The organism is Acinetobacter sp. S54, assembly GCF_016624945.1.
GTDB lineage: Bacteria > Pseudomonadota > Gammaproteobacteria > Pseudomonadales > Moraxellaceae > Acinetobacter.
This window is the reverse complement of the sequence record NZ_JACVUI010000001.1, coordinates 579,212-594,630: the sequence shown is the minus strand read 5'-3', so window position 1 is coordinate 594,630 and position 15,419 is coordinate 579,212. Positions and strand designations below refer to the sequence as shown.

The window sequence follows — 15,419 nt, the reverse complement described above, 5'->3', positions numbered from 1 at the left end:
AAAAAACCTGTGGTCTGATTGATTTTTTGTCAGATCACAGGTTTTCAAATTGCGGAGAGGATTTCATTCTGTTGCAGTTGTAATCCCCTCAATTACAACTTGCAGAATTATTATAGCGTCATCGCATAACGCCACATATCGTCCACTTGCTCGTCCGTCAGATTTAAAATACTGAGCATGTATTTAATAGAGTCGTTTGTACGCTCAAATTTTTCGGATTCATTGTATTCAATTTCAATACGAGTTTTTAATGCTGGATCTTCGATACTTGCAATCGACTGCTCAACTGTGTTCAGTAGATCATTTTCAAGTAACGCAAGTTTGAACTGGCGACGAGTCAGCGCAGTGAATTCTGCAAGCCGCAGTTGCTCTTTTTCTTCATCCGTTAGATAATTTTGAGGATTCAAATGACGATCGACCTCATCAGCAGACATTTCACTCAAGTCATCTTCAAATGCAAAGACTTCGCCATTTTTTTGGTTTTTAAAATATTTCATTAACGTAACTCACTCCATTTTGTAAAACTACCATTTACCCGGTATGTTGAACCGTTTTGAACGATTGCCGATACTGGTTTAGATTGGTTATAACCGTCTTGGTTACCGATGGATGTTACTGAAACCCCATCCAATACAAGTTCAAATGACCCGGCATTGTTCCAGTTCGCGGTTGTAACCATAATTTGGATTGGTTTACCTGTAGTATTTGTATATGTTGTATTTGCTGAACGGCTAGACGTAACATCAGACCAACTTTGGCCAACGCCGATTGAATTGTTTGCTGTGGTGTTGATTGTGATGTTCCCAGATCCATCAAAGTTTGCAGACCCAGAGACTGCTCCGGAAAGTGCGATGTTTCGAGCTGTGGCAAGCTTTGTAGCTGTAGCGGAATTTCCGGTACAAGCTGATGCTGTTGCAGCATTACCTGAGGTTGATTGATTGCCCGCAGTATTCACACCAGGTAAATTAATATTTGCTGTTCCATCAAACGACACACCACCGATTGTTCGCGCTGTAGCAAGTTTTGTTGCTGTATCCGCATTTCCAGACAATGAACCCGAAAATGTTGGAGCAGTCACAGTCCCCAACATTGTAAAATTACCGTTGTGGTCAAATTTTAATGCACTGTTATTGCCATATTTAATACAGAAATTACTGTTTGATGAATCATCAAATATCCCGACATTCCACACACCAGAATGGCTCGGAGGAACTAAGTTTATTCGCTCGTTAAACACACCATCTTTGGCTCCATTTCTAGTGCCAATATTTAGAGTCCCATCAGTATTAATAGCGCCTTTAATGTATGCGCCATTTGTCGGAACTTTTGCATCGTCACTGTATGAGCTTGAAACCAGTAAGCTTCCTACTCTCACACCACGAGCTGCATTGGCGGTTAAGAATGAAACTGGCTCTGAAGATGTACTAACTACTTTGTCAAAGGAAATATTGCCCGAAATGGTCAAATTTCCAGTAATTGTCCCCCCTGCAAGTGGGAGCTTTGTTGAATCAGCAATGGTAATGTCTGAAGTGCCATCAAAGATTATTCCATTAATTGTACGTCCGGTTTGTAATTTGGTTGCCGTCGCTGCATTACCCGTTGTATTTTGATTCCCCCCGGCATTCACACCCGGTAAATTGATATTCGATGTTCCATCAAACGACACACCACCAATCGTTCGCGCTGTAGCAAGTTTTGCTGCGCTATTGATATTTGTAGAATCGATATACGCAATTTCGCGCCATTCGCTCCACACGTTTGAATAAGATCGTCTTACAAACTGACGGTTACTGTTGTAATCAGTAAATGTTTGTTTAACACCTGCATGCACCTCTATCAGCAATGAAAATGCTGTCGCCAATGGAACATTTGAAATGCTTGCAGCTGCTGCATTTGTAGAACAAGCATAGAAGCCCTCGACTAAAAACGTATTTAGATCAGAATTTGCAGGAATAGAAGTTACTTTATTTAACTTATAATCTTGTAAATACTTGCCCTGTGCTGCTGTTAATGCCTGATCTGTAGCAGAACTCGTCAAAGTATTATTCAGTTGCACAACCCCAGTTTGTGTTACAGAAGCAGACCGAATATTTTGCTGTGAAATGCCTGTGATTTGTCCTTTATCATTGACTGTTATGGACGGGATTTGAATCGTTGAAGAATATGAACCAGCAGTCACACCAGAGTTTGCTAGCGTTAAAATACATGTAGAATTGGCAGAGCCATCATACGAAAAAGATCCTGTTGCTGCCCCTGAAAAACTGACTATTTGGGCGGTTGCAAGTTTTGTTGCTGTAGCCGCATTTCCAGACAATGAACCCGAAAATGTTGGAGCAGTCACAACACCAGACGTTGAAATCGATGCCACATTCGTTGTGCCATTTTGAAAAATCCAACCCCGTGTGTCGCCTGAAGTTATGCAATTAAAATAGACTGACCATTGACCTGAAACTGCTCCATGTGTCCCAAAAGATGCAGTCTGGGCAAAATACATTCCGTAGTTTGGTTTACCGCCTTGAGCGCCTGCATATAAAGAAAGACCAAGACCTAATGTCCCATCTTTATTATTAATGGCCAATTCTGTTGCAGATAATGCTCCAGTCATAACGCCACCCGACACTGGAACTTTTGTACTATCAGCAATTGTTATATCCGCGCTGCCATCAAAATTGACATTATTGATTTTCCGCGATGTTTGTAATTTAGTTGCAGTAGCAACATTGTCTGTAATTTTTGCTAATTGATAATCTGTTGTTCCAATTTTTACATAAGCATTTGACTTACCGACCCATAAGGTCGAGATATGCGCGCCCGTATCACTATAGTTTGATAAGCCAATTTGTCTTAAATTATCTTCCCACACCCCTGTATGTATATAATTTGCATATCCAGCTCCTGCCACTTTTTTATAGTTATTAAACTGCATAAGTGAATAAGTAGAACTGCTACCGTCGCCCACAGAAACTGTAACTGGTAAATTATCAATTATAATATTTCCAGTGCCATCAAAGTTTATTCCATTAATTGTACGTCCAGTTTGTAATTTGGTTGCAGTCGCTGCATTACCCGTTGTATTTTGATTCCCCCCGGCATTCACACCCGGTAAATTGATATTTGCTGTTCCATCAAAAGACACACCACCAATCGTTCGCGCTGTAGCAAGTTTAGTAGCACTAACGGCATTTTCAGTCTTACCTAGTTTACTATCTTGTAAGTTTTTCCCCTGTTTTGCTGAAAGCGGTTTTGTCGCATCATTGGTAGTCAGATTATCAATAAGTTCGTCACGTGGAATGTAGTTATCATCTACCCATGCTTGAGTTGCATAAATCAATGTGTCATCGAGCATAACATTGACAATTTCAGCATCCTGAATATTGATGGTGAATTTCAATCGATATTCACGCACTGAGTTGGCTTCTTTAAATACAGGGGCTACTGCTCCATGTGTAATAAGCGTTTTACTATCAATAATTAATCCAATCTCACGAATATAAAAACTACCAACAATTGGCGGTAAAATCGCTTCAACCACGAGAAAGTTATTAATCGTGGGATGTTTTTCATATTTATTCACACCTTGACGATAGACTTCTTTCACCAATGTGGTCCGAGCTTTATCTGGGGTCGGTGAAGCACCATTGCCATCGCCGAAGGCAACATGCGTGATATTAAGTTTAGTATTTGTGGCAATGGCATTTGCGATCGCAGCATCACCTGCATTAGTCGTAACATTGTAATATTGGCTGCTCATTGTTGGTAACCTTGGGGCATGCATTCAATAGTCACTGCATCTTGAAGGGCAATTGCAGTATTAATATATAGAAGTGGGTTTGAACTAATCTGGACATTTGAAACGTGACGTGTCACTGCTTTTGAGTCTTCAATAAGTCGATTTACTTCGTGATAGATTTCTTCAGTAAGCTCTTTACCAACCAGATCCAGTTCTAAAGAAAATGTTCCAGGCTTGCCCGGAGGAACTTCGTTGAACCATTCAGTTAAAGTTACTTCAAATCCAAAAGGCTCTAATGCGCGCTTAATTGCTGCAGGTGTACCTTTAATTTTGTGCTGAGGAATAGCTTCATTGATAATTTGTCGTTTAAGTGAGTCTGGCCATTCATTGCGCCAATAGTTGACCTGCCTTTCCCAAGCCAGAAATGCCAAAAATTCGGAAGGTGCCTGATCGACATTTTTAGCTAATTTAATTGAAGGCTGTTCAAATGCATCTTTACCTGTTTCTGCAATATTTTTTTCAAGATCAGTTGCGTTGGGAGGTAATGTTTTCATTACTCTGTCCCTCCGATCTGAATGTCGATATTGGTGCAGAAAGCATGCTGTGTTTTGTTTATTTCGATATCTGAAATCATGTTGACGATTTCAACACGACTCACTCCGTCTACATGTAAGGCAGCATAAATCGCTGATAATCGAATGGACTGCCCTATTTTCTTTGAATTTTCCACGTATTTCTGCAATCGACTTTGTGCTACGGACAAGAGCATCACATTCTCTGCAGTTTGAGAAAGATAAAGCCGTGCCTGTATTTGATATAGAACTGCAGTACTACTATGTACCGTAGGACGATCACCCACAGGTCGAACATCTTCCGGATCCAACGCCTTTTGCACAATGTCTATTAATTCGGTAGAAGCCGTAAAATCTTCACTGTCGTGCTGAGTAATATAAACATCCAGATAACATGGGTTATCCTCATGTGAAAGGATTGAAGCGTCAGCGACTCGCCCGTCTGCAGATTTCGTAAAAAATTTATACGCATTGGCTGCACCAGCAGTATTGAAGCCAGATAAAGATAAAATACATCGTTCTTTCAAGTCTTCATCACTCTCCATCACAGCCACTGTCGGCGGAACGGTATTGGGGTTCGCTGGAGTAATAATGAGGCGAGTAAGGCCGTAATAACTTAATGCAATGTGATCCAGATCGGCTCCACTGCAAAATGCTAAAAGTAGTGATCGTGCATCCTGATTAATTTGATTAGTCAGGATCATTTCCATATAGGCATTTTCTTCAAGAATTTTAGTTACTGGCTCTGACTCACGTGACAAGATATCGGTCCAGTTTTGTTGTTCTTCAGTCGGATAAAGGGAAATAAAACGCTCTTTTCGTTTAGCCAGAATCTGTTCAAAATCCAACTCTTTGATCAGGTTAGGTGCTGGTAACTGTGAAAAATCAACAACACTCATGCAGCTGCTCCTAGATTTAAGGCAAGTGATAGGTTTACGGATTGATTTTGTTGAATAAGATCTGCCTCGAGATTGATTTGCATCCGTGCCCCCTCAATACTAAAAATACTGATTTGATTGATACTGATACGAGGTTCCCAGCGCAAAATTGCGGAATAAATTGCGCTATAGCATTTCAAGACAAGCACGTCATTAATAGGTTGGTCGATCAGGTCATATAGCAGTGAACCGTACTCACGTCGCATGAGTCGGCTTCCAATCGGGGTAGTTAAAATATCTATAATGGACTGATGGATCGACTCCATTTCATCACTTATAAGTAAGCCTGTTGAACGACTCATACTCATGGTACTGGCCCTCCTGATGTAGAACCGCCACCTTGAATGCCTGAATGCTTGTGATTGCTTAGGCTAATATTTCCAGCTTTGACATCGCCATTTGAAGTGATATTCCCTGTTGCTGTTAGACTGTTATTTATTGTGGTGGTACCCGCTGCAGTCAGTGAACCACTGATGATGGCATTGCCATTGATTGTGGTATTGCCATTTAAAGTGATACCACCTGCTGCGGTAATTTCGACTTGGCCACCTTCCGTTAAAGTAGCGTTGAGCGCATGAGTTTCGGTGTCATATTGAATAATGGTACCGTCTGAAAACTTTCGGAGCTTGATGGTGCCGGCCGAAGTTGGAGCCGCGTTTTCACTACTATAAATACCAAACAATACGACGCCCTGCGCTAATTCCCCAGAGGGAGAAAACACAATGCAACGCTCCCCCACCGAGGGTGGATCCCAAGTCGAGTCTGTACCGGCTCGAAGGTTGAGCCAGTTCAACGGTGCTGTTGTGATATCACCAAGATTGACTGTACAAAAGGCATGTTCCAGATCCACTGTATTGATTGAACCAAACCGAATGATGTTTTCTAAGCGACGAAAAATATCTGAAATGTTCATGCTGCAATCGTGTTGCAGCATGATGTGAAATGCATGTGGTAGGAGTTGTAATTGAGGGAATTACAACTTGGTTGCGACGTGGTTTAACACATCATTTTCGATCATGTTGATTTCATCTGAAGTAAAGCCCAAAAGTTCCCGGGTGGGGTATTTTACGACTGGGCTATTTTTTTTACGTCTTACTCTATCCCGCAAGCCAAACTGGTGGACCTGAGCAATAAAAGCCACATTTCCCATAAACCCCAAGCCTACACCTTGTGGTTCCTGTTTTAATTTCATAAAACGCGCCAGCTTAATGCGGGTAAACATTTTATTTTTGATACGTCCCTTTTTATCCCGGAGTTTCTGGTTTTTTCTCGGCTGGTAAGAGCTTCCATCCGGATTTTGTTGATTTGTGATGCGGGCGCTTTGGCTTTTACGAAGTTTACGCCCAATTGCCAGACTCAGTTTTCGTTTTTCCTGATCACTCAGTTGATTTAACAAACCACCCAAATGGTCGAGTAATGCCTGCATTTCAGCCATGATTAACCCCGATTTGGTGGGACTAAATGTGGCATCGCTAATGCATAGCTATCTGGGATATCTGCCGATTGCCACACGGCCAAAGGTTCTCCGCTAGACTGATCAATTAAAGTGACTTCCTGTCCCGGTTCTGTTTTGGATATATACGGTTCTGGGGGGTGATCAATCGTCATGACATTGTTTTTATCACGTTTCACAATGACACGCTCAGTGAGTGGGATAGTAATAGCCAGATCGACTTTGTGGTTATCCAGTAAATCAGCTTCAAAGCGAATGCCCTCTTTGACCCGATCTAAATTGGCTAAAAGCTCCCCCTGATTAATCCGGAGCCAGTCAAACAAAGGGATGGCAATCGAGTCAATATCTCCAGCATAGTCTGTCAGTATAAGGTTGGCTTGATACGCATATTCATATGATAAGCCCGCAGCAAAGGTGCATTTTAATACACCCTGTTCTGCAAAAAGGAGTAAACGATCTGGATCTCGGCGTAACTCAACGACGGCATTTAATAAATGGGTGCGAAGATCATTGAGTTTTTTCATGCTGCTTTCTCCCCCCTATAAATTGGTTCGAGATGATCCCACTCCGCTTGGAACTTGGCTTGATAGCCTAACTTTTTGTAGTTTTTGCCGTTATAGAGAGTGAAAACTGTATCCCAGTCTTGCTTTTTCAGCGCCTCGAGCAAACCGGGTTTCCATTCAATAAAGCGGATAAAAGCCTCCAATTGGCAGGATTCACTGGATTGCATTTGTTCAACAAATTCCTGTACCGAGCTATAGCCAAGTGCTTTCCAGTTTTCGCCCATAATTTGGAACTGTCCCCATGAGGTGGACTGGAGTGCAGCTACTTCATGAATCTGTCTAGCACGCGTTAAGCGCACGTATTCTGCTTCATTGCCCTGATAACCACCCGTTTTCGTGTTGACCAAGTTGGGCACCAGCTTCATCTGATTTTTAGCAAAGGTTTCGCTTTTGAATTGTTTTAAGTATTCATACATACGATGACGTTCAAATAGAATCTTGGCCTTTCCATTATTGAGAAATCCAACGCCTTGCCCTTCAACGGCACCAAATACGCGGATCACAAGTTCAGGGACGCCCAAACGTTGTGCTGCATTGATATAATCAACATCTTTTAGAAGTTTATCTAAGCTATCACCCAGCAATGCTTGTCGGGTTTTATCACCGACTTTTCCATCTGCAACCAAGCCATTTTTTTTCTGGAACTGGATCACCGCATGTTCGGTTTGTTCTCCAAAACTCCCGTCCGTACTGAGTGCTTTGCCGTTTTTACCTTTAAACCCAAGCTTTACCAGCTGTTTCTGTAAAGTAACTACAGTTGCTCCTTTGGAGCCATACGATAAAATAATCATGATGTCCTCCGAAGAAGCTTTGCGACATTACCTTTTGATTGATAAATAATGCATGTGAGTAATACAGCTAAAATGGCATCCCACAGGGTGACTGGATCCTTGAAAAAGATGATATAAACCGCTTGGCCAATAAAGCTGGCAATTAATATGGTTGCAAGGAATGCATATCCCCGATGGTGGCTACTACGTTCAAAACTAAGAATGCGAAAGCCGCATAGCAAGTAACAAAATACGGCAATAATTGAGAAAATGATCATGAGTTACCTCCTCCGCGAAAGCTTTTCCAGAGTTGTGCGAGCGTTGATTTTTTGACCCACTCAAGCAGTTTGATCAGGATATAAATAGAGAAAATTGCAGCAATCATGGATGCTGTTGCATCACTGCTGATGTATTGGGTTCGATGGGTAATTTCTGGCCCCAATAAATATCCGAAGCCCACACACAGCAGCATGAAGCCAACGCGCTGTTTAGCACTGAGGTCTTTTTCAAAGTAAGCCACAAAAGCAGCACCTAGCACCGCTCCAAGCAATGCATTCCCATTAATAAATGGAAGGAAAGAAACAGCTGCGAGTCCTGCCGATGTTGCTGCTGTCGTTGTTGTTGGTTCTGGCATATTTAGTCCCAAAGCTGAATAGTTTGTGTGATTTGTTGTGGAGCGGGTAAATCTGGCAGATTGACTTGTGTTCCAACTGGAATGATTACACCCAAGCTGGCAAGCTGAGGATTTGCCTCCAAGACCTTTTCCACAACACCGAGGCTACGTCCGTAATAACGCCAACAAATCAAGTCAATCGTGTCATTTTGAATGGAACGAACGGTATTCATGGCTTTCTCGGTGGTTTTATATGTTGACTGGGTTTAGGCTGAAAATGACAGGGTTGATAGCCATATCCAGAATTTGAAATCAGGCAACCACGACATGGACAGTTTTTTTTCATATCAACTCCACCGTGGTATGACTTTCACCTAATAGTTGTTTGATGGCCCAGTGTTTGTTACGTCGGTATTCATCAATGGTGGGTGTCAGTTCATCCGCATTTTTATTGCCTGTCGCGCTAGTGTCATAGCTGCGGTACTTCTCATTCACTTTTGCGGCAACACCATTTGAAACTGCCGAAAAATACAGAATTTCGGTATCTGATGTTCCATCCACGTGGGTGGTTGCCAGTTCAGCTAAACTGGAGGCCGTGGATACCAATCCAATAAGTAAACGATTGACATCGATAATTTCTTCTAATGTGGCCTGTTTTAATCTGGCATCGGTTACTGCCCCATCGATGCGGACTATGTCCCGGATCTCATCAAGTGAAATGCTCGGAAAAAATTCTGTACTGTTAATCGTGATATGAGACGGTGTGGTGTTACCGCTTGCGACAAAACTCATGTTGCTCCCCCAATGAAAAAAAGCACTGGTGGGAACAATGGCTCATGAAGATTTACTGTGTCAGTTGATCACTACCATTGTTCGCCAGTGCGGTGCGTGGGCACTTGTTATGATGATGCTGTTGCACCATCTGTATTGGTTTGAGTCGATTGATCTGTTGCTGGAGCAAATTTATCAAGTAGTTTCTGCACCATATTCAAATCACCACGACCTCCACATTTGTCGTCCAGTTCAACGGCCTTATGTAAGTAGTCAGCAGCTGCTCGGGTATGCGTCAGATCGGGCTTGTCCTTGTCTGTAATTAAGCGAAGTTCAGCCTTGCCCAAGGCTAAATACATCTTGGCTCTTACCTGATCAGGCATATCCAGTGTTTTTTCTGGAAAATCCGGGTGGGTCATCAATGACTCAAGCTGCAGCAATACATCAATATCAATTTCGGCATTGGTTTTGAGTTGCTTGAGGAAAGCTGTTGCTATTTCTTCAGTGATGACGCAAGCCGGTGTTCGTTCAAAGCGGTCTGGAAGTGCCAAGTTATGGGCCAAGATATATTCAGCAATCTGTAATGCCCGGCTGAAATTTGCAGTATCGATATTCCAGATCATGATCTCTGTCACGATTTCATCTTGTACACCGGATTGGGCTTCAAGGATGCCATTGATATAAGGGCCATAACTTGGTAGCAATTCGGCTTTCAATTTCACTTTGTTTTCAGTCGACTGAATCTGTTTTAAACGTGCACGGTCATTGTTGAGCTGCATCAGTTGCAGCTCATATGCCGTTGCATCTTTCATAGAACCAAATTCAGAAGCCTGTTCAGCAGCTGCTTTGGCCTGATACTTGCGAAAATGTTGACGGGCAAAGTTCATGCGCATTTACCCCGCAAGTACTTCAATGTTCTCAGCCAATGCAGCCAGACCTAAATCTTCAATGTAATAGTCTTCATTAGACGATTCATAGTTTTCAATCTGGTCACGTTTCGGGTTGTCAATCACTGTTCGACGTAGTCCACCTTCCTGAATGTAAATGGAAAGGTTGTCAAATGTGGTGACTAATAAACAGTTCTCTGGGAAAAATGGCACTGCATACAGTGGTAAATTGCCCATACGTTTTTGGCTGATAATAATATCTGCAGCCAGTTTTTCTGAGTTCTCCTGGTCTTTATTGACCAATGGGAAATATTTATCAGACTGTAATTTACGGCTACAAATAACCACCAGATCCGGATTCTCACGGTGAACTTCGTCAATCATTTCATCTACTAGGTTCATTACCAGTGCATCCAGATTGTTATAGTCCCCCTCTTTACCAATGGTAAGTTTGCCTGCGGTAGCTCCCTCTTTTAAAACCCGGCTTGGGTTTTCTTCACGTTGTTTCTGTAACCAGCCTTTGTTTACGTCCTGTAGAAGTGGGTTTGCAGCAATGTCTGTGTCAGCAGCAATTGAAGTCCCGTTAAATCCAATCATGATGCGATCTAGCGCCTGACGTTTAATAATCACGGCTCGGAAACGGTTATAGAAATCTTTAAATTTCGCCCATTGATCAAGCTTCTGGTATTTGATGGCTGTATCAAAATCTGTTTTTCGGCAGACATAGAAACGGTTATCCAGTCCGGTCGGATCACTGGCTTGCCGGTCTTTATTATTGGTATTGGTACGTGAAGCAATGGGACGGGTGATTCCTAACCCAATTGCTTCACCCGATTGCTCTGGTACCACATGCATATTAATGCGATTCAAAAATGTAGATGAGGCCTGAATTTTCTCTACCAATTTCTGCTGGACTGAGGGTTCTACAGTAAATTTACACTCGACGGATTCAACACCGTTAAGTTCAGCCAATTTAGCCATGACTGCATTGTATTTTTTACGGGTAATAGGACGCATATTTCTTACTCAATAATTTATTAATAATCAGGAATTAACAGTCGACTTCTTCTTCTGAGAAGGACGTACTGGAGGCTTTAGGCCGGGATGCTTGGTCTGGAGTGCCATCGAGCTGGGTTTTGAGTTCAGCAAAGTCGGTCGCTAATTGCTCATGCTGTTGCTTCAGTTCGCTATACGAGGTTTGAAGATTGGTGACCTCGGTGCCCTGATCCGCAGCCTGTTGTGCAATTTCAAGAATGGCCTGCTCTTGGTTACTGAATGACTCCGTTGCAGCTTGCTCTTGTTGTTCCTGTTTCTTGAACAGCTTTCGCACTGATTCGACAAGGCCTGCTCCGAATACTTTGGGCTCGGCTACTTCTTCAAATTCAAAACTGGTTTCAGATGCAGCAGTGAACAGGTTGTCTTTATGCTGTTTTTTGTCAGCCAGTGGATTCACCTCAGCATTTGCAGCGAACTGGAGCATGTCAGTACCCAGTGATGCAGGACTGTCAGTGACCGCTAAACCAACCAGATAAGCTTTGCCCGAGTTGGCAAAATTCGGATTGACTTCAATCGAGGTGTAAATTTTTTGCTTGCGTTTATTCAGTTCGATCAAGTTGTCATTTGGTTCAATCTGGGCAAATAAGGTGAGTTTCTTTTCACCATCGACATCGACTGTTTCTGCTTTGACGGCAATAACATCACCATAGGCACCAAAGCTGCTATCTGGGTAAACACTACGAATATGCTCGACATTGATACGTGCACCGTAAGTTTGTGGGTTATAACTTGCTGCAATTTCCTGAATCCAGTTTGCCTGAATTTCACGTCCATCCGTGGTGTCCCCTGCTGTGGCAATACGGAACCACTTCGATTTAAATTTTTTGGCTTTTTGCTCTTTGCTGCTCATGCTGCATTTACCTTTGAAAATTGGAGTTCGGGCAATTCGATAGGTGCAGAATGGGCAATCAGGCCGTGTCGTATCAACGAGCGTCAGTTGTAATCGAACGGTTTACAACTCTGTAAAGCTGAATCTAGAAGCATGTACTGCCAATGTTTGCAGCAGATAAGCAACAGACATTGGATATGAATGAATTTTCACAGTTGGCGAATGTCAATTTGTTCCTCGACAACAGGTTAAAAGCCAAATTTCTCTATTGGTGTGGCTGGAAAATTACCGATATTGCCGAGGTTCTGGACGAAAAGGAACGAACGGTTCAGGCATGGAAAACCCGGGATGAATGGGAAAAAACTAAACCTGAAAACCGTGTAGCTCAGGCGATTGAAGCACGGCTCATTACTCTGATTTTCAAAAATAAAAAGTCTAGCGGAGATATGAAGGAAGTCGATCTTCTGATGAGGGAGCTTGAACGGCTGGCCAGAATTGAACGTTATCGTGATACAGGCAAAGAGTCTGATTTAAACCCCAATATTCAAAATCGCAATTCGGTGGCCAAAAAGCGTAAACAGCCGAACACATTTACCGACGATGAAATTGATATTCTCGTTAATGCATTTGAGGATAGCTTATATGAGTACCAGTGGGATTGGTATCGGGCGGGTGATCAACGAACCCGAGCTATTCTCAAGAGTCGTCAGATCGGAGCAACTTATTATTTTGCCCATGAAGCGTTTATCGATGCCCTCAAAACGGGCCGTAACCAGATTTTCCTATCTGCTTCAAAATCTCAAGCCCATATTTTTAAGAACTATATTAAGAAATTCGCCTTTGAGCATACGGGTGTTGAACTTAATGGTGAATCAATCATATTGGGAAATAATCAGGCCAATTTGATGTTCCTCGGTACGAACTACAGAACTGCTCAGGGCTATACGGGTAATTTGTACTTTGATGAGTTTTTCTGGACTTATGGTTTTAATGAGCTGGAAAAAGTCGCATCGGGAATGGCAACCCATGATAAGTGGCGTAAAACATATTTTTCCACCCCATCTTCAGTTTCTCATGAAGCTTACGGCTTTTGGACAGGAACCCGTTTTAATAAAGGTCGTCCTAAAGAGCAAAGGATTAATCTTGATGTATCTCATGCTGCTTTAAAAGAAGGCCGTTTATGTGAGGATTTTGCATGGCGTCAAATCGTCAATATCCATGATGCAAAGGCTGGCGGTTGTGATTTATTCAATATCGAGCGTCTGAAATTTGAATATTCGGTAGAGGATTTTAACAATCTATTTATGTGTGAGTTTATAGATGATGCCTTGTCTATATTCCCACTGAACATGCTGCAGTCGTGCATGATTGATTCTTGGGAAGTCTGGGCACATGATTATAAACCCTTGCACCTACGCCCATTCGCAAATAAACCCGTATGGATCGGTTATGACCCAGCTTTAACAGGCGATAATTCTGGCCTAATTGTGCTTGCTCCTCCAGATAAACCCGGAGGAAAATTCCGGATCTTGGAACGTCATCAGCTCAAAGGAAATGATTTCGCAAAACAGGCTGAATTCATTCGACAAATTACCCTGCGTTATAACGTCACGTATATCGGTATTGACACGACTGGAATGGGAACGGGTGTTGCCCAGCTAGTTCGCCAATTTTTTCCGAATTTGACCACTTTCAGCTACAGCCCAGAAGTAAAAACCAAACTTGTCTATAAAACATTAGATGTCATTCGGAACGGACGTCTGGAATTTGATGCTGGCCATACAGATATCGCTTATTCGCTAATGAGCATTAGACAAACACTCACCGCAAGCCAACGACAAATGACTTTTACCGCCAGCCGATCTGAAGAAGTAGGACATGCCGATTTAGCGTGGGCATTAATGCATGCCTTATTTAATGAACCTCTTGAAGGCACAACTATCTCTAACTCTTCTATTTTGGAATTTTCTCAATGAAACCAATTCATTTTTTAAAAAGTGCCTTCAATGCTTTGTCAGCACAGGCAGAAACTATTCGACCAACCAACCGAACTGAAGCCTTCACCTTTGGTGATCCAGTACCAGTATTAAACGGAGGAGAATTATCAGAATATATGGAATGCTGGTTCAATGGCCGTTGGTATGAACCAGCGGTGAGTATTGAAGGACTATCTAAATCATTTCGTTCCACACCGTACTTGAGTAGCGGTATCATCTTTAAACGAAATTTTCTGGTGAACCAGTTTATTCCCCACCCCCTATTAAGCCGATCTGCATTTGAACAAATCGTTTTTGATTTTATCTGGTCAGGAAATCTTTATCTGGAAGAGATCAGATCAGTAACCAAACGCACAATTCAGTTTAAACCGAGTCTTGCAAAATATATGAGAGTTGGGGAAGACAATCGATTTTTTATGATCACCAGTGACCATCTTGGATATTCAGAGTATGAATTTCCAGAAGGCAGAATGTTTCATGTTCGAGAGTCTGATATTGATCAGGAGATTTATGGAAAACCTGAATATATCGCAACTCTGCAAAGTGCATGGCTCAATGAGTCCGCTACTTTATTTCGTCGAAAATATTATAACAATGGGAGTCATGCTGGATTCATCATGTATGTAAACGATCCAGCCAATGATCCCAAAGATATTGATAATCTACGTGAAGCATTAAAAAACAGTAAAGGCCCGGGAAATTTTCGTAACCTATTTTTCTATAGTCCGGGCGGTAAGAAAGATGGCGTTCAGATTATTCCTGTTTCCGAAATTGCAGCTAAAGATGATTTTGTGCATATCAAGTCTATTACCCGTGATGATGTCCTTGCATCACTTCGCATCCCTCCACAGTTGATGGGTATTGTTCCAAATAACACAGGCGGGTTTGGTTCAATTAAAGATGCATCAGATGTATTTTATAGAAATGAGATCATGCCATTACAGGCAAGGCTTTCACAGATTAATGAACGGGTCGGAATAGAGCTAATTCGATTTAAAAAATATCAGGATCCAGTTTAATTTTAGGCAAAAAAAAGCTCACCAATGTGAGCTTTTTTTCTATATTTCGAGTACAAAATATAAATAAATCCTTGACTTACACTATAGGTACACCTATAATAAACTCATCAAGACAATAAAGACTTGATGACGCGTAACAGTTCAATGTTACAAACACCTCGGAGAGAGACGATGAATACACTTGCAAAGATCATCGTTCTTGTTCTCTTAGTGCTGATTAA

18 protein-coding genes are annotated in these 15,419 nt (G+C 42.0%); 2 read left to right on the top strand and 16 right to left on the bottom strand.

Annotated features, from left to right (window positions below; translation table 11 throughout):
* Positions 1-110: 110 nt before the first annotated feature.
* The 16 genes from IAE20_RS02690 to IAE20_RS02615 all read right to left on the bottom strand — a co-directional run bounded on the left by IAE20_RS02690 (position 111) and on the right by IAE20_RS02615 (position 12,203).
* Positions 111-497, bottom strand: a complete 387-nt coding sequence (locus IAE20_RS02690; RefSeq protein ID WP_200481465.1) for a hypothetical protein — start codon at positions 495-497, stop codon at positions 111-113.
* Positions 497-3,751 (bottom strand): phage tail protein, encoded by a 3,255-nt coding sequence (locus IAE20_RS02685; protein ID WP_200481466.1) that lies wholly within the window; start codon positions 3,749-3,751, stop codon positions 497-499. The genes IAE20_RS02690 and IAE20_RS02685 overlap by 1 nt, the downstream gene beginning before the upstream one ends.
* Positions 3,748-4,284 carry a phage tail protein I gene (locus IAE20_RS02680; RefSeq protein ID WP_200481467.1) on the bottom strand — a complete coding sequence of 179 codons (537 nt, stop codon included), beginning with the start codon at positions 4,282-4,284 and terminating at the stop codon, positions 3,748-3,750. Before IAE20_RS02680 ends, IAE20_RS02685 begins: the two co-directional genes overlap by 4 nt.
* Positions 4,284-5,201, bottom strand: a complete 918-nt coding sequence (locus IAE20_RS02675) for a baseplate J/gp47 family protein (protein ID WP_200481468.1) — start codon at positions 5,199-5,201, stop codon at positions 4,284-4,286. Before IAE20_RS02675 ends, IAE20_RS02680 begins: the two co-directional genes overlap by 1 nt.
* Positions 5,198-5,548, bottom strand: coding sequence for a GPW/gp25 family protein (locus IAE20_RS02670; RefSeq protein ID WP_200481469.1), 351 nt, complete (start codon positions 5,546-5,548; stop codon positions 5,198-5,200). The genes IAE20_RS02675 and IAE20_RS02670 overlap by 4 nt, the downstream gene beginning before the upstream one ends.
* Positions 5,545-6,153 carry a phage baseplate assembly protein V gene (locus tag IAE20_RS02665; protein ID WP_200481470.1) on the bottom strand — a complete coding sequence of 203 codons (609 nt, stop codon included), beginning with the start codon at positions 6,151-6,153 and terminating at the stop codon, positions 5,545-5,547. The genes IAE20_RS02670 and IAE20_RS02665 overlap by 4 nt, the downstream gene beginning before the upstream one ends.
* Before the next feature lie 60 nt (positions 6,154-6,213).
* Positions 6,214-6,675 carry a phage virion morphogenesis protein gene (locus tag IAE20_RS02660; protein ID WP_200481471.1) on the bottom strand — a complete coding sequence of 154 codons (462 nt, stop codon included), beginning with the start codon at positions 6,673-6,675 and terminating at the stop codon, positions 6,214-6,216.
* A 2-nt stretch (positions 6,676-6,677) separates the two neighbouring features.
* Complete coding sequence (locus IAE20_RS02655) at positions 6,678-7,217, bottom strand: phage tail protein (RefSeq protein WP_200481472.1); 540 nt, start codon at positions 7,215-7,217, stop codon at positions 6,678-6,680.
* A complete protein-coding gene (locus IAE20_RS02650) occupies positions 7,214-8,044 on the bottom strand; it encodes an N-acetylmuramidase domain-containing protein (protein WP_200481664.1) in 831 nt (276 codons plus the stop codon). Before IAE20_RS02650 ends, IAE20_RS02655 begins: the two co-directional genes overlap by 4 nt.
* Positions 8,044-8,304, bottom strand: a complete 261-nt coding sequence (locus tag IAE20_RS02645) for a phage holin family protein (RefSeq protein ID WP_200481473.1) — start codon at positions 8,302-8,304, stop codon at positions 8,044-8,046. The genes IAE20_RS02650 and IAE20_RS02645 overlap by 1 nt, the downstream gene beginning before the upstream one ends.
* A complete protein-coding gene (locus IAE20_RS02640) occupies positions 8,301-8,660 on the bottom strand; it encodes a putative holin (RefSeq protein WP_200481474.1) in 360 nt (119 codons plus the stop codon). The genes IAE20_RS02645 and IAE20_RS02640 overlap by 4 nt, the downstream gene beginning before the upstream one ends.
* A gap of 2 nt (positions 8,661-8,662) precedes the next feature.
* Positions 8,663-8,872, bottom strand: a complete 210-nt coding sequence (locus tag IAE20_RS02635; RefSeq protein WP_200481475.1) for a tail protein X — start codon at positions 8,870-8,872, stop codon at positions 8,663-8,665.
* A 109-nt stretch (positions 8,873-8,981) separates the two neighbouring features.
* Complete coding sequence (locus IAE20_RS02630; protein WP_200481476.1) at positions 8,982-9,431, bottom strand: head completion/stabilization protein; 450 nt, start codon at positions 9,429-9,431, stop codon at positions 8,982-8,984.
* Positions 9,432-9,538: 107 nt separating this feature from the next.
* Entirely contained in the window at positions 9,539-10,297 is a 759-nt protein-coding gene (gpM, locus tag IAE20_RS02625; protein WP_200481477.1) for a phage terminase small subunit, read from the bottom strand.
* A gap of 6 nt (positions 10,298-10,303) precedes the next feature.
* On the bottom strand, positions 10,304-11,314 hold the full coding sequence (locus IAE20_RS02620) for a phage major capsid protein, P2 family (protein WP_200481478.1): 1,011 nt from the start codon (positions 11,312-11,314) through the stop codon (positions 10,304-10,306).
* Between the two features lie 34 nt (positions 11,315-11,348).
* On the bottom strand, positions 11,349-12,203 hold the full coding sequence (locus tag IAE20_RS02615) for a GPO family capsid scaffolding protein (protein WP_200481479.1): 855 nt from the start codon (positions 12,201-12,203) through the stop codon (positions 11,349-11,351).
* Between the two features lie 176 nt (positions 12,204-12,379).
* Between IAE20_RS02615 and IAE20_RS02610 the strand changes: the two genes are divergently transcribed.
* The gene (locus IAE20_RS02610; protein WP_200481665.1) at positions 12,380-14,158 is read left to right on the top strand and encodes a terminase large subunit domain-containing protein; all 1,779 of its coding nucleotides are present in this window, start codon (positions 12,380-12,382) and stop codon (positions 14,156-14,158) included.
* Complete coding sequence (locus IAE20_RS02605) at positions 14,155-15,198, top strand: phage portal protein (RefSeq protein WP_200481480.1); 1,044 nt, start codon at positions 14,155-14,157, stop codon at positions 15,196-15,198. Before IAE20_RS02610 ends, IAE20_RS02605 begins: the two co-directional genes overlap by 4 nt.
* Positions 15,199-15,419: the final 221 nt, after the last annotated feature.

Excerpts from the sequence above, each read along its gene's own strand:
- IAE20_RS02690 (WP_200481465.1), bottom strand. The coding sequence starts at position 497 with ATGAAATATTTTAAAAACCAAAAAAATGGCGAAGTCTTTGCATTTGAA.
- IAE20_RS02685 (WP_200481466.1), bottom strand. The coding sequence starts at position 3,751 with ATGAGCAGCCAATATTACAATGTTACGACTAATGCAGGTGATGCTGCG.
- IAE20_RS02680 (WP_200481467.1), bottom strand. The coding sequence starts at position 4,284 with ATGAAAACATTACCTCCCAACGCAACTGATCTTGAAAAAAATATTGCA.
- IAE20_RS02675 (WP_200481468.1), bottom strand. The coding sequence starts at position 5,201 with ATGAGTGTTGTTGATTTTTCACAGTTACCAGCACCTAACCTGATCAAA.
- IAE20_RS02670 (WP_200481469.1), bottom strand. The coding sequence starts at position 5,548 with ATGAGTATGAGTCGTTCAACAGGCTTACTTATAAGTGATGAAATGGAG.
- IAE20_RS02665 (WP_200481470.1), bottom strand. The coding sequence starts at position 6,153 with ATGAACATTTCAGATATTTTTCGTCGCTTAGAAAACATCATTCGGTTT.
- IAE20_RS02660 (WP_200481471.1), bottom strand. The coding sequence starts at position 6,675 with ATGGCTGAAATGCAGGCATTACTCGACCATTTGGGTGGTTTGTTAAAT.
- IAE20_RS02655 (WP_200481472.1), bottom strand. The coding sequence starts at position 7,217 with ATGAAAAAACTCAATGATCTTCGCACCCATTTATTAAATGCCGTCGTT.
- IAE20_RS02645 (WP_200481473.1), bottom strand. The coding sequence starts at position 8,304 with ATGATCATTTTCTCAATTATTGCCGTATTTTGTTACTTGCTATGCGGC.
- IAE20_RS02640 (WP_200481474.1), bottom strand. The coding sequence starts at position 8,660 with ATGCCAGAACCAACAACAACGACAGCAGCAACATCGGCAGGACTCGCA.
- IAE20_RS02635 (WP_200481475.1), bottom strand. The coding sequence starts at position 8,872 with ATGAATACCGTTCGTTCCATTCAAAATGACACGATTGACTTGATTTGT.
- IAE20_RS02630 (WP_200481476.1), bottom strand. The coding sequence starts at position 9,431 with ATGAGTTTTGTCGCAAGCGGTAACACCACACCGTCTCATATCACGATT.
- gpM (WP_200481477.1), bottom strand. The coding sequence starts at position 10,297 with ATGAACTTTGCCCGTCAACATTTTCGCAAGTATCAGGCCAAAGCAGCT.
- IAE20_RS02620 (WP_200481478.1), bottom strand. The coding sequence starts at position 11,314 with ATGCGTCCTATTACCCGTAAAAAATACAATGCAGTCATGGCTAAATTG.
- IAE20_RS02615 (WP_200481479.1), bottom strand. The coding sequence starts at position 12,203 with ATGAGCAGCAAAGAGCAAAAAGCCAAAAAATTTAAATCGAAGTGGTTC.
- IAE20_RS02610 (WP_200481665.1), top strand. The coding sequence starts at position 12,380 with ATGAATGAATTTTCACAGTTGGCGAATGTCAATTTGTTCCTCGACAAC.
- IAE20_RS02605 (WP_200481480.1), top strand. The coding sequence starts at position 14,155 with ATGAAACCAATTCATTTTTTAAAAAGTGCCTTCAATGCTTTGTCAGCA.